The 21,476-nt window shown below is 41.4% G+C and carries 16 protein-coding genes and 2 pseudogenes; 12 read left to right on the top strand and 6 right to left on the bottom strand.

Annotation, left to right across the window (positions count from 1 at the left end; all coding sequences use genetic code 11):
- Positions 1-37 precede the first annotated feature (37 nt).
- The 8 genes from V7K89_RS01885 to trpD all read left to right on the top strand — a co-directional run bounded on the left by V7K89_RS01885 (position 38) and on the right by trpD (position 11,224).
- The gene (locus V7K89_RS01885) at positions 38-1,234 is read left to right on the top strand and encodes a 3-dehydroquinate synthase (RefSeq protein ID WP_335184055.1); all 1,197 of its coding nucleotides are present in this window, start codon (positions 38-40) and stop codon (positions 1,232-1,234) included.
- A 392-nt stretch (positions 1,235-1,626) separates the two neighbouring features.
- Positions 1,627-3,837 (top strand): anthranilate synthase, encoded by a 2,211-nt coding sequence (locus V7K89_RS01890; protein ID WP_335184056.1) that lies wholly within the window; start codon positions 1,627-1,629, stop codon positions 3,835-3,837.
- Positions 3,838-3,971: 134 nt separating this feature from the next.
- Positions 3,972-4,805 (top strand): indole-3-glycerol phosphate synthase TrpC, encoded by an 834-nt coding sequence (gene trpC, locus V7K89_RS01895; RefSeq protein ID WP_335184057.1) that lies wholly within the window; start codon positions 3,972-3,974, stop codon positions 4,803-4,805.
- Between the two features lie 112 nt (positions 4,806-4,917).
- On the top strand, positions 4,918-5,862 hold the full coding sequence (locus V7K89_RS01900; RefSeq protein WP_335184059.1) for a zinc-binding dehydrogenase: 945 nt from the start codon (positions 4,918-4,920) through the stop codon (positions 5,860-5,862).
- 400 nt (positions 5,863-6,262) lie between these two features.
- A complete protein-coding gene (trpA, locus tag V7K89_RS01905; protein WP_335184060.1) occupies positions 6,263-7,096 on the top strand; it encodes a tryptophan synthase subunit alpha in 834 nt (277 codons plus the stop codon).
- Positions 7,097-7,509: 413 nt separating this feature from the next.
- Positions 7,510-8,739, top strand: coding sequence for a tyrosinase family protein (locus V7K89_RS01910; RefSeq protein WP_335184061.1), 1,230 nt, complete (start codon positions 7,510-7,512; stop codon positions 8,737-8,739).
- Between the two features lie 53 nt (positions 8,740-8,792).
- Positions 8,793-10,022 carry a tryptophan synthase subunit beta gene (trpB, locus tag V7K89_RS01915; RefSeq protein ID WP_335184062.1) on the top strand — a complete coding sequence of 410 codons (1,230 nt, stop codon included), beginning with the start codon at positions 8,793-8,795 and terminating at the stop codon, positions 10,020-10,022.
- A gap of 110 nt (positions 10,023-10,132) precedes the next feature.
- Entirely contained in the window at positions 10,133-11,224 is a 1,092-nt protein-coding gene (trpD, locus tag V7K89_RS01920; RefSeq protein ID WP_335184063.1) for an anthranilate phosphoribosyltransferase, read from the top strand.
- A gap of 43 nt (positions 11,225-11,267) precedes the next feature.
- On the opposite strand, the gene V7K89_RS01925 is transcribed toward trpD, so the two are convergent.
- Positions 11,268-11,423 carry a hypothetical protein gene (locus V7K89_RS01925; RefSeq protein ID WP_335184064.1) on the bottom strand — a complete coding sequence of 52 codons (156 nt, stop codon included), beginning with the start codon at positions 11,421-11,423 and terminating at the stop codon, positions 11,268-11,270.
- A 58-nt stretch (positions 11,424-11,481) separates the two neighbouring features.
- On the opposite strand from V7K89_RS01925, the gene aroF reads away from it, so the two are divergent.
- The 3 genes from aroF (at position 11,482) to V7K89_RS01940 (ending at position 14,861) form a co-directional block, all read left to right on the top strand.
- The gene (aroF, locus tag V7K89_RS01930; RefSeq protein WP_335184065.1) at positions 11,482-12,582 is read left to right on the top strand and encodes a 3-deoxy-7-phosphoheptulonate synthase; all 1,101 of its coding nucleotides are present in this window, start codon (positions 11,482-11,484) and stop codon (positions 12,580-12,582) included.
- Between the two features lie 482 nt (positions 12,583-13,064).
- A complete protein-coding gene (locus V7K89_RS01935) occupies positions 13,065-14,081 on the top strand; it encodes a TauD/TfdA family dioxygenase (protein ID WP_335184066.1) in 1,017 nt (338 codons plus the stop codon).
- A 12-nt stretch (positions 14,082-14,093) separates the two neighbouring features.
- The gene (locus tag V7K89_RS01940; RefSeq protein WP_335184067.1) at positions 14,094-14,861 is read left to right on the top strand and encodes an alanyl-tRNA editing protein; all 768 of its coding nucleotides are present in this window, start codon (positions 14,094-14,096) and stop codon (positions 14,859-14,861) included.
- 51 nt (positions 14,862-14,912) lie between these two features.
- Here V7K89_RS01940 and V7K89_RS35730 read toward each other — a convergent pair.
- The 5 genes and pseudogenes from V7K89_RS35730 to V7K89_RS01965 all read right to left on the bottom strand — a co-directional run.
- Positions 14,913-15,129: pseudogene (locus V7K89_RS35730) on the bottom strand (transposase); the annotation flags it as partial.
- Between the two features lie 384 nt (positions 15,130-15,513).
- A pseudogene (locus V7K89_RS35735) lies at positions 15,514-15,915 on the bottom strand (hypothetical protein); the annotation flags it as partial.
- Between the two features lie 128 nt (positions 15,916-16,043).
- Positions 16,044-16,922: a sulfate ABC transporter permease subunit CysW gene (gene cysW / locus V7K89_RS01955; protein WP_335184070.1), complete on the bottom strand. Its 879-nt coding sequence runs from the start codon at positions 16,920-16,922 to the stop codon at positions 16,044-16,046.
- Positions 16,909-17,769 (bottom strand): sulfate ABC transporter permease subunit CysT, encoded by an 861-nt coding sequence (gene cysT / locus V7K89_RS01960; RefSeq protein WP_335184071.1) that lies wholly within the window; start codon positions 17,767-17,769, stop codon positions 16,909-16,911. Before cysT ends, cysW begins: the two co-directional genes overlap by 14 nt.
- Before the next feature lie 93 nt (positions 17,770-17,862).
- Positions 17,863-19,017 (bottom strand): sulfate ABC transporter substrate-binding protein, encoded by a 1,155-nt coding sequence (locus V7K89_RS01965; protein ID WP_335184072.1) that lies wholly within the window; start codon positions 19,015-19,017, stop codon positions 17,863-17,865.
- Between the two features lie 659 nt (positions 19,018-19,676).
- Between V7K89_RS01965 and V7K89_RS01970 the strand changes: the two genes are divergently transcribed.
- Positions 19,677-20,756: a hypothetical protein gene (locus V7K89_RS01970; protein WP_335184073.1), complete on the top strand. Its 1,080-nt coding sequence runs from the start codon at positions 19,677-19,679 to the stop codon at positions 20,754-20,756.
- Positions 20,757-21,476: the final 720 nt, after the last annotated feature.

Here is a 21,476-nt window from a genome sequence, read left to right on the forward strand (position 1 = left end):
CGAGATTTACAACAAAAGACGCAGATAAATAAAAAATATGATAGTTAACATCAACCAAAAAAGTAGATTAATTCATCAACGTGTTTCGGTTACTTTCGACTACGAGGTTCATTTCACTCAAAATTTATTTGAGTTGAAAAATCCCACACTAGCGCAAGTGATTGCAGCAGATGGGGAGACTAAGCCGAAGAAAGTAGTTGCAGTGGTAGACGCAGGAATATTAAAGTATCAACCTGAATTGGTGAAGCAATTAGTCGCGTATACCAAGTTTTATGGAGAGGTATTAGCGATCGCATCTGAACCGATGATCATTTCGGGAGGAGAAGCTGCTAAAAACGATTCCACTTTAGTAGAGCAAATCCAGCAACAGATTGAAGCTGCCGGATTATGTCGTCACTCTTACATATTAGCGATCGGTGGCGGGGCGGTATTGGATTTGGTAGGATATGCAGCCGCAACTGCTCACCGGGGAATTCGCCTCATTCGGGTGCCAACAACGGTGTTGGCACAAAATGATTCTGGGGTTGGCGTCAAAAACGGCATCAACGCCTTTGGTAAAAAGAACTTTCTCGGCACATTTGCGCCACCTTATGCAGTGATAAATGACTCTACGTTCTTGACAACTCTAGACGATCGCGATTGGCGTTCTGGAATCGCAGAAGCAGTCAAAGTGGCGCTGATTAAGGATGCTAGCTTTTTTGATTTTATCCACTCTCACACCGCAGCCCTAAAGCGGCGAGATATGGACACTATGCAACAGGCTATCTATCGTTGCGCCCAGCTGCATTTAGAACATATTGCCAATAGCGGCGATCCTTTTGAAATGGGTTCGTCTCGTCCCCTGGATTTTGGACATTGGGCGGCTCATAAACTGGAGCATTTGACAAATTATCGCTTGCGTCATGGCGAAGCTGTGGCGATCGGTATTGCTTTGGATAGCACCTATTCTTATTTGGTAGGGTTGCTGGATTTTTCAGAGTGGCAACGCATATTAAATACTTTATTGGCGTTGGGTTTCACGTTGTATGTGCCAGAACTGGCTAAGAATTTATCAGAATTGGAAGATCCTCATTGTTTGTTTTGGGGATTGATTGAATTTCGCGAACATTTAGGGGGAGAGTTGACTTTAACACTCTTACAAAGGATTGGAAAAAGTATTGAGGTTCATGAGGTGAATTTGTCTTTATATAAGCAAGCAATATCGCTGTTGCGGGAGATGAAAGAGAATTTTTAAATCCATAGGCGCTTCTCTACGAGACGCTACGCGAACGCCTTCCCGTAAAGTAGGTACGTAGAGGTTTTTTGAGATTATTTACTACTTTTGGGGGAGGCGGAGATTTGGAAATCGGGTTGTTGGTAAATGTACTAGAAAAGCAGTATAAAAAGCGAATAAATTGACATCCAATCGAAAAATTATTCAATGTATTGTTTGCTTGACATCTAGTACTCTTAAATAAGAAGCAAAAAGGTTTTTATAACTTTTTTTAGAAATCATGCATGAATTCAAATAAGTTGACTTAGATTGACAGTACATTATCTAAGTTTGCTATTGCTTTAAAAATAACTATTAATAACCAATGATTGCTTATTGATAATTGACTAGTAACTATTTCAGAGAAATTCATCATGATTTTTGATTCCCGTTCTTACAAAACCAATAGCGGTGTAAGTGTTTCTCGCTCCATCACTGAAGTTAAGATGGACACTGCCCTCGAAGATATTCTGTTCCATTTAAATTCTCAGCGTGGAGGCTTGCTAAAGAGTAGCTACGAATATCCAGGCAGATACAAAAGATGGGCGATCGGATTTGTCAATCCCCCGTTAGAATTGACTACACAAGAAAACGCTTTTACTTTCATAGCTTTGAATGAACGTGGTCAAGTACTTTTACCATTTCTGTTAGAGCGCCTATCCCAGTCAGAGCAACTTGAGAAAGTCACCCAAGATAATAACAATATTGTCGGCTTTATTAAACGTTCAAAAAAATTATTTGCTGAGGAAGAACGCAGTAAACAACCTTCATCATTTACAGTTGTCCGTGAAATTCTATATACTTTCTCTAGTCAAGAAGATGAGCATTTAGGCTTGTATGGTGCTTTTGGTTATGACTTAGTTTTTCAGTTTGAACCAATTACCCAACGTCTGGAACGTCCTAGAGATCAACGTGACTTGGTGCTTTATCTACCTGATGAATTGATTGTTGTTGACTATTATCAGCAACGTGCATTTCGTCTAGAATATGATTTTGAGACAGCGCATGGTAGCACGAAGAATCTTGCTAGAACAGGTGAGTCTGTAGATTATCGCGGCAAACATCTTCTACCGCATCAAACTGCTGACCATAAAATAGGCGAATATGCGAAAAAAGTTGAGGTTGCACTCGATTATTTCCGCCGAGGCGATTTATTTGAAGTTGTTCCTAGTCAAAACTTTTTTGAAGGCTATGAAGACCAACCCAGCAAACTATTTAACACCTTAATGGAAATAAATCCTAGTCCTTATGGATTTATTTTTAATTTAGGTGGCGAATATCTGATTGGTGCATCTCCAGAAATGTTTGTGCGGGTTGAAGGTAGGCGGGTTGAAACTTGTCCAATTAGTGGCACTATTAGCCGGGGACAAGATGCTCTTGATGATGCGGTGCAAATTCGTCAGTTACTCAACTCTCACAAAGATGAAGCCGAGTTGACCATGTGTACTGATGTCGATCGCAATGACAAATCCCGAATCTGCGAACCTGGTTCGGTACAAGTGATTGGTCGTCGCCAAATTGAATTATATAGCCACCTGATACATACAGTAGATCATGTTGAGGGTACTCTGCGATCGCAATTTGATGCTTTAGATGCTTTTCTTTCGCATACATGGGCAGTTACAGTCACAGGCGCACCTAAAAGGGCAGCAATAGATTTTATTGAACAGCACGAAAAGAGCGCCCGACGTTGGTATGGTGGAGCAGTTGGCTATTTAAATTTCAACGGGAATTTAAATACTGGCTTAATTCTGCGGACAATCCGATTAAAAGATTGCATTGCAGAAGTGCGAGTTGGCGCTACAGTCCTTTATGACTCTATACCACAAGCAGAAGAACAAGAAACAATTACCAAAGCTGCTGCTTTATTTGAGACGATTCGGCGTGTAAAGCAAACGAGTCAGAAAATTGATGAGTCCAGTTCTCTAAAATTAAGTAAACACGTTCCAGGTGTAAAATCTAGCAAACGCATCTTATTAATAGACTACGAAGACTCATTTGTTCATACCCTAGCTAATTACATTCGCCAAACTGGTGCAAGCGTTACTACACTCCGTCATGGTTTTTCAGAATCGCTATTCGATACAGAACGCCCTGACTTAGTTGTTTTATCTCCTGGGCCTGGTAGACCAAGTGATTTTGGAGTTCCACAAACTGTTGGCGCCCTTCTGCATCGCCAAATTCCTATTTTCGGAGTTTGTTTAGGATTGCAAAGCATCGTTGAAGCTTTTGATGGCGAGTTGGGAGTTCTCAACTATCCTCAACATGGTAAATCTTCACGGATTTTCGTCACCGATTCCAATTCTGTCACCTTCAAAAACTTACCCGAATCTTTTACAGTAGGTAGATATCACTCATTGTTTGCTCTACCACAACGTTTGCCAAAAGAACTCAAAGTAACAGCGATTTCTGATGACGACGTAATTATGGCCATTGAACACCAGACACTTCCCATCGCCGCCGTTCAATTTCATCCAGAATCAATCATGACTCTAGCGGGAGAAGTCGGTATGGAAATCATAAAAAATGTCGTGCATACATATACGCAAACTGTAGAATCATTAGTTATTGGGCGTGGGGCATAGGGCATTGGGCATGGAGAAGAGACAAGGTAGACAAGGTAGATGGGAAAGACTTGTTTAATAATTCCCCCTTGTCCCCTTGTCCCCTTGTCCCCTTGTCTCCCCTACTCCCTACTCCCTGCTCCCTATAACAGATTATGACTAAGCAAGTTGCTCCTTCCCGCCATATTCTCGAAGATATTGTCTTGCATAAAAAGCAAGAAGTTGCAAAAATGCAGCAAGAACTGCCTTTAGCCTCCTTGCGACAACAGTTAAATACAGCCCCGACTGTGCGAAATTTCTTGACTGCTTTGCAAGAAAATATCAACCAACCGAGCTTAATTGCCGAGGTAAAAAAAGCGTCACCTAGCCGGGGAATTATCCGCGCAGATTTTGACCCAGTAGCTGTTGCTCAAGCTTATGAACGAGGCGGTGCAGCTTGTTTATCAGTCCTGACTGACCAAAAGTTCTTTCAGGGCAGTTTTGATAATCTGCGGAGCGTGCGATTACAAGTAGCATTACCGCTACTGTGTAAGGAATTCATCATCGATCGCTATCAAATTTATTTAGCACGAACAGCAGGTGCAGATGCAGTCTTGTTGATTGCCGCCATTTTATCAGATCGAGAACTCCAGACTTTTTTGCAAGTAATTCACGATTTGGGGATGAATGCACTGGTAGAAGTCCATACCTTAGCTGAACTGGATCGAGTGCTAAAGCTTGACAACTTACATTTAGTAGGAATCAACAATCGCAATTTAGAAGATTTTACTCTTGATTTAGGAACAACCCAGCAACTTTTAGCAGAGCGTCAACAACAATTACAAAGCTTAGATATCACCGTCGTTAGCGAATCTGGACTGTATACACCTGCTGATTTATCTCTTGTCGCTGAGGCTGGTGCGCGTGCAGTTTTAATTGGAGAATCTTTAGTTAAACAAAGCGATGTCGAACAAGCTGTACGTACTTTGCTAAAACTCGCTCCTGCCTAACCCAATACGCTTGAGTTAAGCTTTATTCTCTCCCCCTGCTCCCTGCCCCCTGCCCCCCTGCCTCCCCTATCCCCTGTTCCCTATTTTGCTTTGAGGCAATTGTATGAAAGCAATGGCGATCGCAAACTTCGGAAGTCCAGAAGTCTTTGTCGCAACTGAAGTGGATAAACCAACACCAAAAAACAACGAAGTTTTAGTCAAAGTTTATGCCACCTCAGTGAACCCAGCCGACTGCGGGGTGCGCCAAGGAAGTTTCGGCCCAAGGGTGAAACTACCTGCAATTCTTGGCTTTGACGTTTCCGGTGTCGTTGAGGTCGTTGGCGATAATGTTCAGGATTTTCAGGTAGGTAACGAAGTTTATTATGCAATTGCCCATGAAGAAGGTGGCGGTGCTAATGCGGAGTATCATGTTGCAAATGAATCAACTATTGCCAGAAAGCCCAGAAATATATCGCATTTAGAAGCTGCTAGCGTACCTGTGGCAGGAGGTACAGCATGGGCTGCACTGATCGCAAGAGCAAATATCAAAGTCGGTGAAACTGTATTAATTCATGGTGGTGCAGGTGGTGTCGGCACATTCGCCATTCAAATAGCTAAAGCAGCAGGTGCTTACGTTTACACAACCTGTGGCGGTTATGATACTGATTTTGTCAAGTCCATCGGTGCAGACAGAGCGATCGATTACCGCAACGAAGACTTTATCAAGATTATTATGCAGGAAACGGGCGGTAAAGGAGTTGATGTGACTTTTACTACTGTTAGCGGTGACATTTTAGCCAAAAGTTTGGTAGTGACAAAAGCTGAGGGTCGCGCTGTTACTATCACGGGGGTTGAAGGTGACTTGAATATCGCTATTTTCAAAAATATTACTATCCACTTTACACACTTAGATCAGACCCGCCCCAAGCTTGATGCCTTAAGAATCTTAATTGAACGGGGTGATATCAAACCTGTTGTAAGTAAGACTTTTTCACTTCATCAGGTAGCCCAAGCGCATAAAACCTTTGAGGAAGGCGGTGAGGCTATACGCGGCAAGATTGTTGTACAGGTTGTATAAATTATTATCAGTTTTTGTCTTACCGTAAAGCATTAGCTATAACTCAAATCCCAAACTGAAAAAAATGAGGTTCAAAAACATCATTCACGAGTATCAAAAACTCGTTAACGGAGCTAAAAGACTCATTCACGAGTATCAAACACTCATTAACGGAGATAAAAGACTCATTCACGAGTATTAAAGACTCGTTAATGGAGATAAAAGACTCATTCACGAGTATTAAAGACTCGTTAACGGAGATAAAAGACTCATTCACGAGTATCAAAGACTCGTTAACGGAGCTAAAAGCCTCATTCACGAGTATCAAAGACTCGTTTACAAAAAATTTAGCATGGGCATCGCTAATTGCTAAGTGTTAATTATTTCAAAACTATTAACCAATCATTAACTGTTTTTCAGCATGACCTCTATCTCTGATTCCTTTCAATTTTTACGCGATCGCCAACAGTGTGCTTTAATCCCCTTTATCACAGCAGGCGATCCTGACTTAGAAACCACTGCCGAAGCCTTACGCATCTTAGATCGTAACGGTGCTGACTTCATCGAGTTGGGCGTTCCCTACTCCGATCCTCTCGCAGATGGGCCTGTGATTCAAGCAGCAGCAACCCGCGCTTTGCAAAAAGGCACAAAATTAGAGCAAGTGCTAGAGATGTTGCACATAGTGATCCCTAGTTTGAAAGCGCCGATAATTCTATTTACTTACTACAATCCCATTTTGTACCGGGGTATTAAGTCGTTTTTGGCGCAAATTGCTACTGCTGGGGTGCAAGGGTTGGTAGTACCAGACTTACCCTTAGAAGAAGCAGGAGAATTAATCAAAACTGCTGCATCTTTCGGAATTGAAGTAATTTTACTCGTAGCTCCTACCAGTTCTCAAGATAGAATTGAAGCGATCGCTCGTCAATCTCAAGGTTTTATCTACCTAGTGAGCGTCACAGGAGTTACAGGTATCCGCGCTCAACTCCAAAACCGCGTAGAGCATTTAATTACCGAGTTGCGAAGCGTCACCAATAAACCCATTGGCGTTGGTTTTGGCATCTCAGCAGCAGAACAAGCACATCAAGTAAGGGAATGGGGAGCAGACGCAGTGATTGTTGGTAGCGCCTTTGTGAAACGTTTAGCTGAAGGTAGCCCAACTGAAGGATTGCAAGCTGTAGAAGAATTTTGTCGAGAACTTAAAACAGCCGTTACAGAAAGTCGGCGCGAAAGTCCATCTCTTCAACAAGTGGGATAAATTCACCCGCAGACCTGGGGAGTAGGGAATTATAACGGTTTGCAGTTGAGTCCAATACAGACCCAACTCCCAATCCCTTCCTTAGTAGGGAAGGGGAGTAAGATTCAAAGCCATTCTCCTCTTAGGCTACCGTGTACATACAAGTTGAATTACCCCCCTTAATCCCCCCGTTTATTGGGGAAAAAAGAAATCTAGTTCCCTCCCCTTGTAAAGGGGAGGGTTAGGGTGGGGTAAAACCCTGGTTAATCAGCTATTTCAGACTTGTGTGTACACTGTAGCCTCTTAGGAGAGAGGTTTAGAGAAAGGTCAATTATTTCTCTCTTTCTGCCCCTCGGTCACTGAGCGTAGTCGTTCGCGGAGCGTCTCGAAGAGAAGTGCTGCTCCCCTGCTTTTCTGTTTCGATTAAGACAACAATGAAATTACTGCTAAAATCTTTCAAAATATTAATCTATAGCGTACTTCTAGTTAGTGCCTGTGCGCTTACAGTCTTTGCCCACGATCGCGTTGACCACGGACAATACGAATACCATTGGCATTATAATCTTCCAGGACAAGACGCTCACCTAGCAGTAAGAAAGAACGTAACTCACCTAACACCAGCAGATAAAACAGCCTTTGTCAAGGCTATCAAAACCTTAAAAACTATCATACCCGCAGGTAGCAAGCTCAGTATTTACGACCAATTCGTTGCCATACATCTAGGGGCAACACGCTTGATTCATAACCATACAGGACATTCCAATGGTTCCGTCCAAGAACTTGCTCATGAAAATGCCGCATTTTTCCCTTGGCATCGAGAATATATCCGCAGATTTGAACAAGCTTTGCAAGCAGTAAACCCAACTGTTACTCTCCCATACTGGGATTGGACAGACCCCAAAGCGCTTGATGTAGTTTTTAATGATGACTTTCTTGGTTCCAACGGTCAAGGAGTAACCATCAAAATTCCCAATCAAGGAAACTTTACAGGCGGCGCTGTGCCAGGGGCTTTCTCGGCTGCAAATGGCTGGGTGATGAATCCAGCATTAAATATTGACCCAGACACCGGAAAATCTTTAGGTACATCACTTGTCCGTTTTCTAAGACTACCTCCTGCCAGTGATTATCCTGTGCCCAAAAAAGATGTTGAGCGTGCCCTGAGTCTTAATAACTATTCTCTATTTCGCGCTGCTTTGGAAGGATTTATTTCTGTAGATGAGCAGGGTAAAGTCACCCCCGGGGGATTCATCCACAATTACATTCATGGCTTAGTCGGTGGGGTACAAATAGATGCAAGCACGACACCCATAAAGTTTAAGGGTTTGGGGACTATGGGCAATATACCAAGTTCACCTTATGACCCAGTATTTTGGTTGCATCATGCCAACGTAGACCGTCTCTGGGCTGAATGGCAAGAAAACGGTCATCAAGGTAGCGATTTTTATCCTCCCGATGGTCAGAGTCAGCCTTATGGTCACAATCTTAAAGACTTAATGTGGCCTTGGGACGGCGGGATGTCTACCCCCAAAGCTACGGCGTTAGGAGATTTACTATCCCTATTACCAAATTTTAAATCTGACGATTTGGTGCGTCCTATAGACGTTTTGAATCACCGGAAACTGGGCTATAGCTACGAAACCTGGGAATGGAAAACGCAAAGATGATTCCAAGTTAGAACGAAAGTAAAAAATACTTGAACATAAAAGGATTTTAACCAATGGTAAACATACTAAACATCAATACTGCAACTGCACAACCAGATTCTTTGGGCAGGTTTGGAAAATTCGGCGGTAAATATGTCCCGGAAACCTTAATGCCTGCATTAAGTGAATTGGAAACGGCGTATCACCAATATTGCAATGAGCCGGGTTTTCAAGCAGAATTGCAAAACTTAATGCGTGATTATGTCGGACGACCCAGCCCATTATATTTTGCTGAACGCCTGACAGCAAATTATGCTAGACCAGATGGCACGGGAGTGCAAATTTATTTAAAGCGCGAAGATTTAAATCATACAGGCGCTCACAAAATTAATAATGCTTTGGCTCAGGTTTTGTTAGCCAAGCGCATGGGTAAGCAACGGATTATTGCGGAGACAGGTGCAGGTCAACATGGCGTAGCAACTGCAACTGTGTGTGCGCGATTTGGTTTGAAATGTGTGATTTACATGGGCGTCCAGGATATGGAACGCCAAGCCCTGAATGTGTTTCGCATGAAATTAATGGGTGCAGAAGTTCGACCAGTGGAAGCAGGTACAGGAACTCTCAAGGATGCGACTTCGGAAGCAATTCGGGATTGGGTGACGAATGTAGAAACAACTCATTATATCCTGGGTTCGGTTGCTGGGCCTCATCCCTACCCGATGATTGTGCGTGACTTCCACGCAGTAATTGGTGTAGAAACTCGCGCTCAATGCCAAGAAAAATGGGGAGGACTACCAGATATTTTACTGGCTTGCGTGGGTGGAGGTTCCAACGCGATCGGCTTATTCAATGAGTTTGTGCATGAACCTTCGGTGCGTCTAATCGGAGTCGAAGCGGCGGGTGAAGGTGTAAATACAGAAAAACACGCAGCTACCTTGACAAAAGGTAAAGTAGGTGTATTGCACGGTGCAATGAGCTATTTACTGCAAGATGATGACGGTCAAGTAATCGAAGCTCATTCAATTAGTGCCGGATTGGATTATCCCGGTGTTGGCCCTGAGCATAGTTATTTAAAGGATTATGGTCGCGCCGAGTATTACAGTGTTACCGATAAACAGGCTTTAGATGCATTTCAAAGGCTTTCGCAATTAGAAGGGATTATTCCAGCCTTAGAAACGGCTCATGCGATCGCTTATTTAGAAACCCTTTGTCCTCAATTAACAGGCAATCTCCGCATCGTCATCAATTGTTCCGGCAGAGGTGACAAAGATGTGCAAACCGTTGCCAAAGTCCTAATTCCTTAATTTTCTCTTTTTATCGTCATTTGTCATTTGTCATTTGTGCTTCTTCAAATGACCAATGACCAATAACCAATGCCCAATGCCCCATACCCCATGCCCCATGCCCAATAAATATGACAGCTGTAACTCAACCTGAAAACATCTCCATCCTTCCTGATCTCTACAACTGGCCAGCTTTATTAGAACAGTTGCTAAATCGGCAATCGTTGACAGTTTCCCAAGCTGCGGATTTGATGCAAGGTTGGCTTACAGATGCGATTCCCCATGTTTTATCAGGAGCGATTTTAGCCGCAATTCAAGCAAAAGGCGTCTCTGCCGAAGAATTAGTTGGCATGGCCACCGTCTTACAATCTCAATCTTCTCAGACGCAATTAATTGCGTCTCTACATACTCCCTTAATAGACACCTGTGGAACTGGTGGAGATGGTGCTTCAACCTTTAATATTTCCACTGCTGTTGCCTTTGTCGCTGCTGCTGCTGGGGTAAAGGTTGCCAAACATGGCAATCGTTCGGCATCCAGCAAGACTGGTTCTGCTGATGTGCTGGAAGCTTTGGGTATAAATCTCAACGCTACTCCTGAAAAAGTACAAGCCGCAGTTGGCGAAGTTGGAATCACCTTTTTGTTTGCTCCCGGCTGGCATCCTGCACTCAAAGCGATCGCTACTTTGCGAAAAACTTTGAAAGTGCGGACTGTTTTTAACTTGCTCGGCCCGCTAGTAAATCCGATGCGACCGACGGGGCAAATTATTGGTGTGAATGACCCGCTTTTACTGGAAAAGATTGCTCAAGCCTTATCCCAATTGGGATGTCAGCAAGCGATCGCACTCCACGGACGGGAACGTTTAGATGAAGCTGGTTTGGCAGATGTCACCGACTTGGCTGTACTCCAAGATAAAAAAGTGCGTTCTCTAACGCTCAATCCTCAAGAATTGGGTTTGAGTTTTGCACCGACTGCGGCGTTGTCTGGTGGAGATGTCCCAGAAAATGCTGAAATCTTGAAGGCAGTTTTGCAAGGTAAAGGTACGCAAGCGCAGCAGGATGTAGTAGCTTTGAATACAGCCTTGGCCCTGCAAGTTGGTGAAGCCATTCATGGGGAAACGGATGTTTTAGCAAGTTGTGTTAAAGGTATTGCCCTTGCCAAAGAAATTCTGCAAAGCGGCGCAGCTTGGACAAAACTAGAACAACTTGCGGAATTTTTGCGCTAGATAAATTTCTCTTACAAGGAGCTACGGTGTACACGCAAGTCTTCTAAAGCTGCCCTACACTGTTAACCCGCAATGCCAATGCATCGACCTGCAATGTTAATGCATCGACTTGCAATGCCAATACATCGACTTGCAATGCCAATACATCGACTTGCAATGCCAATACATTGACCTGCAATGCCAATGCATCGACCTGCAACGTTAATGCATCGACCTGTAAAGATTAGCCCACCCAAACTATACACAAGGAAAAACAGATGATTATCATACTTAAGACTGGTACGCCTGTTGAGGAAATTACTCGCATCAGTCATGAACTGAGTCAAACTTGGAAAGTGACAGTAGAAAAAAGCGTTGGCACTCATAAAATTGTGCTGGGGCTAATTGGTGATACCACTAGCATCGATAAATTGCAGGTTCAGGAATTTAGCCCTTGGATTGAGCAAGTAGTACGAGTGCAGCAACCTTTCAAGCGGGTAAGCCGAGAATTCCGAGATGGAGAAGCCAGCGAGGTCGTTGTACCAACACCTAACGGTGATATTTATTTCGGCGAACATCATCCGATTGTAGTGGTAGCTGGGCCTTGTTCCGTTGAAAATGAAGCGATGATTGTCGAAACGGCAAAGCGGGTGAAAGCAGCAGGAGCACAGTTTCTGCGTGGCGGAGCTTACAAACCTCGTACTTCACCTTATGCCTTTCAAGGTTATGGTGAAAGCGCTTTAGATTTGTTAGCAGCAGCGCGGGAAGCTACTGGTTTGGGTATCGTCACAGAACTGATGGATGCTGCCGATTTATCAGCAGTAGCGAGAACAGCTGACATCATCCAAATTGGAGCTAGGAATATGCACAATTTTTCGCTGCTGAAAAAGGTAGGCGCTCAAGATAAACCCGTGCTGCTGAAGCGGGGAATGTCTGCCACAATTGACGAGTGGTTGATGGCGGCAGAATATATTTTGGCATCTGGAAATCCGAATGTAATTCTTTGTGAGCGGGGAATTAGAACCTTTGATGGTAAATATGCCCGCAATACTTTAGATTTATCAGTGCTTCCAGTATTGCGATCGCTGACCCATTTACCGATTATGATTGATCCCAGTCATGGTACTGGTAGGTCTGAATATGTTCCATCGATGGCAATGGCTGCGATCGCCGCGGGTACAGATGCCTTGATGATTGAAGTTCACCCCAATCCGGCTAAGGCTTTATCTGACGGGCCCCAATCTCTCACCCCTGATAAATTTGACCGCTTAGTTCAAGAAATGTCAGTTCTGGGCAAAGTAGTTAATCGCTGGTCTACACCTACATTTGATCGTATTCCTGAAACCCAAATTCTCCTTACACCAGAACTATCAAAGTAGATAGACTATAAACCGATTTTTTGCAAATGGCTAAACCCGATCAACAGATTCTCCCATTTGAAGAATCCGTTGATCGGGTTTTCTTGAAAAGAATATAGTATATCGAAACTGACTTTTCACGTCATGTAGAAAAACCGACACGAAACCTAACCGTCTAAACCCCTTCCCTAGAAAGGTAGAGGAGCCAACCCCCCTATTTGTGCTAACAGCACGGATATACAGATAATCTTAGGGGCAGAACATGTTCTGCCCCTACCCATGTATTTTCATTTACCTGAAATGTGCTGTATTATATACTCGTTCGTTTGTAATTATGGGTTTTGTTGCCATAATACCGAACATATATCTACTTGCTCTTTTTTGGAAATATGTCTAAAGGTATGCTTTCCTAACTACGGGAAGAATCGGCGAACCGGAGTTATAATTATTACAGTAATCAATAATAAAAAGGATATTTTCTAAAGAAAATATAACTTCTGTTTATGTCTTCCCAGAAAACTAATAAAACTAAAAATTTTGAACAGGGGTGCTTATTCGATGCTTTTTATGATTTTAGTGTTAAAGGTGATGAAGTTAGGAAACTCACTAATAATAATGGCAAGACTTTCCATTATCTAATTTACATCTTAGATTGTGAAGAAAAAAATGTCCTCCTTAAAGCATTAGAAAATCCATTTTTTGATAAAGAATTTTCAGACAGTATAGATTTTTTAGTTAAAACTGCATCGCAATTATCTCCAAAAATAAAACCTCAAATACCTAACTTAATTAAGTGCATTCAAGGATTAACTAAAACAGGTAATATCCAAAATAATAATTGTAATCTGTTAATTATTAAAAATTTACCGAAGGTGTTTCATTTATGGAGAATAGAGACATTATTAGGTTCTCTGGCAGGTAATATTCAACACTATCCAGAGGAAGGAAGTCACATTATGGCTATTAGAGAAAATCCACAAGACCTTTGTATTTACCCCTCTTATCAAAATCTAATTGATTTTTCTGCTCATACAGATTTGTCATACGTTGATAATCCTCCAAATATTATGGCTGTTCATTATATCAATGATGATCCGAGAACAAGTGGTTGCCCTACTTTTTGTGAGGCTAAAACCATAGCTGCTATTCTTAGTAATTCAGCGAAACGGGAACTTAAAAAAAATAATTTTCGATTTACTCCTCCACAACATTACCAAGGAGCTGCTAGCAAAGCTATTCCAATACTTTCTTACGAAGATTCCTATGGATGGAGTATCCGCTTTCGACGCGACAGGCTGGAGTACGTAAACAAAACACAACTAGCAGTTAATGCCGTTAATGAATTATTAGATTCAATTCATCAAAGTCTTTTTAAATTAAAAATACCAGAAGGATCTTTTATTTTTATTAATAACCAAACTCTTTTGCATGGTAGAGAGGGTTATAAAAAAGAGTCAGTTCAAAGAGCAAGACATTTGAATCGTATGTACATCACTTCAGAGAAAACTATCGATTTATAAAGGAGATAAACAATGAGTGTTCAAAAATTCTTATATGATAGCTATCTAAGAGAGCATACATCATACGTGGAAAGCTTTCATATAATTAACAATCTTCCTGCAATTGCTTTAGCTGAAAATATTTTTCATCCTTCTGGAGGAGGGCAGCCTAGAGATCACGGTACTGTTATAATTAACAAAATTAATTATAAAGTTGAAGATATCATTAAAATAAAAGGGGTTACAAATCTAGTCTTAGATTCTTCAGCATTAGTTTCTCTAGATGAATTTTATGGAGAAGAGGTCAACTCTATTTTAGACTGGGAGCGACGTTATTGCTTAATGCGTTACCATACGGGCGGTCATATACTAATGTCAGCAGCAAGACAAACTGTACTTGGATATGAACCTCAAGGTATGGAAATTGAGAACGATCTTAGTAGCTGTAAAATTTTATTTACTTCAGAAGAAGAATTTACTGAGGAAAATTGCTCTTTAGTACTTGACATTGCGCTAAACGCTATCGATGGTAATGCAAGTATTGAAGCAAAAAACTATCCAAGCTTAGATATTGCTAAAGAAGAACATACGGACAAATTTCGCATAAATTCAAATCTTAATCTCAAGGGAAAAGTACGAATAATTATTATTGAGAATTATGATGCAAATCCTTGTAGCGGAACTCATGTTAAGTCTCTGGGAGAAGTTGGCTTACTAACCATCGAATCTTTTTCTTATCAAAGTACTGAACGCATAGCTTCGATTAAATTTAAGATGGGAGCATCTCAGTTTTTGAAGTAGCTCAAACCGACAATAATCCATTGAGGTAAGCACAACGACGGCTGCACCTCCTAAACGTTCTGGACAATTAGCTTCCGTGACGATAATTGCTAGGACTAGTCCTAAAGTATCAACAATATATTGCGTTTACGTCCCAATACTTGTTTTCCACCGTCATAACCATATACCTCCCACGCCAGTTGCAACAAGAGTGGCTTGCCGCCCAACGCACTGGCTCCTTTTTCTCTGCAGTCTTCACTGATTGACTATCAATGATTCCAGTAGTTGGATCTTCTTTTTTATTTATGCTTTCACGAACCTGGTGTCGTAATTGTATATGAATTTTTTGCCACACCCCTAAACGTTGCCAATGGCGAAAATAGTTATAAACGGTTGTGTGTTGGTGGTAAGTCATCTGGCAATGCACGCCACGTACATCTCTGGTGCAGAACGTAGAAAATTACATTGATCATACGAGCGTAAATTTACTTCACGGCGACCAATGGGTTGTAAACCGGGAAGCAAAGGCTCTATAATTACCCATTCTGCATCATTACATCACTTGGATACCCTTTGCACGTTATTGTTTAGACCACTACCTATTACTTCAAAATCAATTTTTATTTGTAGTGATCGCCTTACTTTACTTTCTTTACATTTCTTTAGAGACAGCCTCTAAGACAGTACCCATACCCAAACACATTTTGAAAGTGTCGCGGCTGCGGTTGCGTTTAATTCGTTTGGTATCGCCAGCTAAACGTCGGACTGTATGTAGTTTCTCCATTTTTGTGTAGCTTGCTGCCGTAGGCATCGCGCTCCGTTTTCTTCACCTACCGCACTTCATATTAGACATCTCCATAAATTAGGTTTTCATCCAGACAGACAAGGGTTTCAGATTTTTTTTCGGAGATGTCTATTTAATAATTGGCTTACCGTTGACACCCAAGAACGACTCAAAGGGGTAAATTCTCGTGAGCAGCCACGATCGCACTCGTAACCCAAAGCCGAATTTGTCAAAGACGCTCATGTAAGGCTTGAATGCTGAACAGGAAAGCATTTCATTGATTCTTGCTTCAGTGAGTAATACCAATTCTCTAAAATAAGGCAACATATGTAAGCAGGGATTGCCTTGCTGTATTTAAATTTCTCAATTGCGAATGGGTGAAAAAGCGAATTGCGAATTGGTATAACTCTCTGGGGATTCTATTCAACATCTTTTATGCGGGTTTTGCGTTCTAGAATCTCCTTCAGTATTAAGGTTATTACTGCTAGCAACGCTAACAGTACAGCCGCAGAGAAAGCCGCTTCAGTTTCGTATTGTTTGTAAGCGTCTTCTACAAACAGTGGTAGGCTCTGGGTTTGGTCAGCAATGTTGCCAGACACGACTGAAACTGCTCCGAATTCACCCATTGCTCTGGCATTGGTCAAAATTAAACCGTAGAGTAAGCCCCAACGGATACTGGGTAGGGTGACACGCCAAAATATCTGCCAATCTTTCGCACCTAGAGTTCTAGCAGCTTCTTCTTGATCCTTACCAAATTCTTCTAAAACCGGAATCACTTCCCGCGCCACAAAGGGCATACTCACGAAGGCTGTAGCTAGCACCATACCTGGAAAGGCAAAGATAACCTTGATATCATGGGCCTGGAGCCAAGGGCCAAACCACCCATTCCGTCCGTAAAGTAGGACAATCATTAATCCTGCAACTACGGGCGAAATTGAAAAGGGCAGGTCTATAATGCTCAAAACTACGGCGCGTCCAGGAAATTTATGACGAGCGATCGCCCAAGCTGCACATAGTCCAAACACTGTATTCACAGGCAAAGCAATCAAAGCTAACAACAGTGTCAGCCAAGCTGCATGGATAAAAGCTGGTCGCGTCAGGTTAGACAGAAACGGCCCAACACCCTTACTAAAAGCTTGCACAAAAACGTTAATTGCCGGGATGTATTGAACTAGGGCTAAATAGGCGATCGCTATACTAATTAAAACTATTGGCACCCAACTCTTCTGTTGTTTCGGCTTGGCTGTATCTGTATCAGACCCAGATGATGAGTGAAAACTTGGCTTATCTACTGTCATATCGCCTTGCCCATGCTTGTAAGAAATTAATCGCCAATAGCAGCACCAGCGAAATTGATAGTAAAACTATGCCAATTACTGTTGCACCAGAATAGTCATACTGCTCTAATCGCTGGAAAATCAGCACAGGTGCAATCAAATCTTTGAATGGTGTATTGGAAGAGATAATCACAGTTGACCCATATTCGCCAACTGCACGGGAGAAACCCAAGGCAACACCAGTTAAAATCGTGGGAAATAAAGGTGGCAAAATCACTTTCCAAAAAGTCTGCCATTGAGAAGCACCCAAACACCAGGCGGCTTCTTCAATTTCATGTTCCATTTCCTGAAGTACGGGTTGCACACTTCTCACAATAAAAGGTAGTGAGATAAATATCATTGCTACTGCTACTCCCGTGCGGGTAAAAGACACCTTAATTCCCAGTGGTGCTAGTAGCGAACCTAGCCAGCCATTATCGCTGTAAACTGTTGCCAGGGTTAGCCCTGCTACAGCAGTTGGTAGTGCAAAGGGTAAATCCACTGTGGCGTCAATCAAGCGCTTTAAGGGAAAGTCGTAACGAACCAGAACCCAAGCAATCAAAGTTCCAAATACGCCATTGAGTAAGGCAGCAAATATTGCCGTCACAAAAGTTACCTTGTAGGTGTCTAATGCGATATCACTGGTTGCGATCGCCCAAAATCTCGCCGGAGGTTCCGTACTTGCTTTCAGGAACATGGCAGCAATTGGGATAAACAACATCACCGTCAGGTATGCAATGGTGATTCGCCAAGTCCACGGAACCCGCCCCAATCTTTTCCAGAATGGCGTTTCGCGTTCAACTTCCACAGAAGGAGATACAGTCGTCATAGTCAAAAATTCAAAATTTTAATTTCAAAAAAAGTTTTTTGTCAGTGGTCGGTTGTTTTTTCTACTGACCACCGACCATTGACCAATGACTAATTACCGTTTAGCTTGGGCTTGAATCTTATCAAACACGCCCCCATCTGCGAAGAACTTCTGATCGATTGCTCCCCAACCGCCTAAGTCTGCAACTGTACCGAGAGTTTTCAGCTTGGGAAATTTGTCTGTGACTTCCTTGTTTTGAGCTAAAGTCTCATCTACAGGACGGAATCCCAATTTAACAAACTCTTGCTGTGCTTCTGGGCTATAGAGGTATTTCACAAAACCTTCAGCAACTTCGCGGGTTCCGTGCTTATCAACGTTTTTATCTACCACAGCGATCGGATTGTCAATGGATATATTCACATCGGGAACGACATACTCAACCTTCTCGCCCTTTTGCTGTGCCAAAATCACTTCGTTTTCGTAGTTGATTAAGACATCTCCCTGCCCTTGCTTGGCAAATGTATCAGTAGCTTCCCGCGCATCTTTAGGCAAGATTGGCACATTTTTGTAAACTTTAGTCACAAATTCAGTTGCTTTAGCCTCATCGCCACCTGTTTTAATTACAGAATCCCATAGTGCTAAGAAATTCCACTTAGCACCGCCAGAAGTTTTGGGGTTAGCAGTAATCAATTTCACACCGTCTTTGGCTAAATCTTGCCAGTTCTTGATGCCTTTAGGATTACCGGAACGAGTGACTATTGCTGCAACAGATTTGGAAACAATACCATTGTTGGGAACTTCCTTCTCCCATCCTGGTTGAATCAATCCAGCCTTCTCAATCTTTGTGGTGTCTCCAGCTAGCGCCAAGTGAACAACATCTGCTTCCAAACCATCGATAACAGCACGAGTTTGGGAACCAGATCCGCCATAGCTTTGCTTGAAGGTGACAGTTTGGTTATGATCTTTCTTCCACTGTTCTACAAACTTAGGAATAATTGCTTCGTGAGCTGCTTTGGTGACAGCAAAGGAAACTAGAGTTAGTTGAACATTATCTTTACTTGCAGCCACAGGAGTAGCACTAGCAGCAGGAGTTTCAGAGGCAGAATTATTCCCAGTTCCTCCACCGGAGCAGGCGGCAAGGGCTACACTTAATACAGTACCTACCAAAAAGAGTGATACAAAGCTTTTGAGCGAATTTAGTCTGAACCGATACGTTCTATTGAACGCGATCGCTTGTAATCTTTTCAATAGGCGTTGCCACAAACTCATTCTATTTCCTCCACGAATTCTACAAATAATTGATGGGAATACAGTTATATACTGTTTATAATACTGGATGATTGCATGTATCTAGTTATAAACACCAAAAAACCTCATATTCTTTACCAAGAATATGGTGATTCTACCAGTTCTGTGAAGAATTACAAATACTTTTACTTTCAACTATCAAATTGCATAGCGCAGCCCGCCGTAGGCATCGCAATCAGCTACCTAAGGCATCAAGCAACTTGCTAGAGAATAGCTAATTTTTGAGAAAACTCCTCTTGGAAAGGGGGTCGCCGTAGGCGGGGGGATCTGAATCTAGGATGACTCAACTCTTATCCGAGAAGTATTGCTTTTTATTCTTAAAACGATTCCAATATTGTAATTGGTAATTGAAAAGGCGATAAAATCTTCATTTAGTAGGAATGATAATCTTTGTATCTTAATTAAAAATTTAGATTATGAATGCGATCTTAGGTATTTTTGGCTGTGTCATTCTTCCAGCCCTGCTTTCAGCCTTTTACCTTCATTTTACTCTACCTAGAGTCATGAAAGAGAGATAGGAGTTCTATATAGTAATAAGGAGTTAGTCTTTTCTAAGTTATCGGTAAGAGCAATGCTTCAATACTTATTAGCTGGTGTTCAATCAACTTGGATAAAAGTTTATGGTCAAACGTAATGATAAAGAGGAATTACCTCTCCAAGGATTTTGGTTTATTGTTGGTGCGTTTGCTGTAGTTTTATCAAATGTATTAAATTCAACACTATCTCCACTAGGAGCTATTTTAGGTAAAGCTGGTATAGGGTTAGTGGGATATTCATCGATAAACCTCATTGGTATAATAAACAGAGTCATTCAAGATGGAATAACATCTTCAGAATTTGACAAAATATGTCGGCGTTCTATTCGTACTTATGAAGTATCAGGGGAATTTCCTATTCTGATTGGAACTAATGTTGAAGGTTGTATATCTACTGCATATAGGGGATCTATCGATATAGTAAAAATTGCTAAAGTGAGAGCGTATTGCGATTTCCTTAAAACAGATAAAGGAAATAAATTTCCGCCTATTGTTATATGTACTGGACGCTCTCAAGGATATGTTGAATTACTTGCTCAAATATTAGGACTGGCTAATGATGATCTAGATGTGCCTTTCATTATTGAAATGGGAGCAGCTGTGTATTATCCATTTTCTAAAATAACAAAATCTCGGTTGAATCAAGAAGATGAATTGCTCATGCACAACATTAAGTCAGTACTAAAAAAAGAATTAAGTGATATAGAATTTGAACCTAAATCGTTTATAGTAACCGTAAACCCTTTTAAAACAGAAACAGTTGATAAGCTTTATGAAAAGATATTTAAATTACTTTCAAAACAAGGATTAGCTGACATGGTAGAAATCATACGTGGTAACACGGCTGTTGATATTACACCAAAAAGAATCAATAAAATTTCAGCTTTGGAGAAGGTGGTTGAAGATTATACACGTAGTAAGTGTAATGAAGCAAAAAATCTGAAATCTATTGTTTACATAGCAGAAAGCAGCGGGGACATAGAAATCATAAACAAGGTGAAAAGAGCATACTGCTCTGAGAGCGAAGCAACTCCTGAGGTAAAACAAAGGGTTAAAGATGAGTTTGGAGAAAACCACATTTTAAAAAAGAAGGATATAGATGTTTTCTTAACTGTTTTGGAAGAAACGTGCGGGGTAAAAGTGGTTAAATCATATAAAGTATAGTGCATCTTAAATGTTGTTATAGATTGACTGAAAATAACAAACTCACTATTTATTAATGTCCAGTATTTATATTACTTTAGTATTGCTGAATCAAAATATGAATCAGGCGATCACTACAATCTCATGAATGCGAGAAATATTGAGCGGCACTGACTCCTCCTAAAAGGACTTCCAAAAATAAATTCACTAACGTATTTGTATTACTATTAAAGTGAAACGGTATAAGGCAGAGCCTTACAGAGGGCGTTCCTAGTCTCTGACTAAGAACGAGGCAATATATTAAAGCTTTTTTGCCTACTATAGCAATCCTAAATCAGTTGTGAGAAATAAAATGGCCAGGGCGAACGCACGGTATTTCTGAAACCCTTGCTGAACAAGGATATTGACGAAAAAATAGGCTAAATTTAAAACCGCCAAAACCCTTGCTATTAAAGGATTCTTATACTTTAGATGCGTTTGCCCTGATAAAATGGCTGAAAAGCTTATAAATACTTAGTTTTTATCTCAGTATTTTCTCATGTTTCAATTCAGATTGCTATAGCTTTTAACTTAAGTTGATACACATGAGTATTGCTTGCTATTCCCCTAAATAGATAGCTAGTTTATTTACCTAAAAATAGCTGTAAATTATTCAATAAAAAAAGTATGAAAAACAAAACCCATTTAGAAATTATCTAAATGGGAAAAATATCTGGTTAATTTTTGAATTTGCTAACACGA

This window comes from Nostoc sp. (genome assembly GCF_036917515.1).
GTDB lineage: Bacteria > Cyanobacteriota > Cyanobacteriia > Cyanobacteriales > Nostocaceae > Nostoc.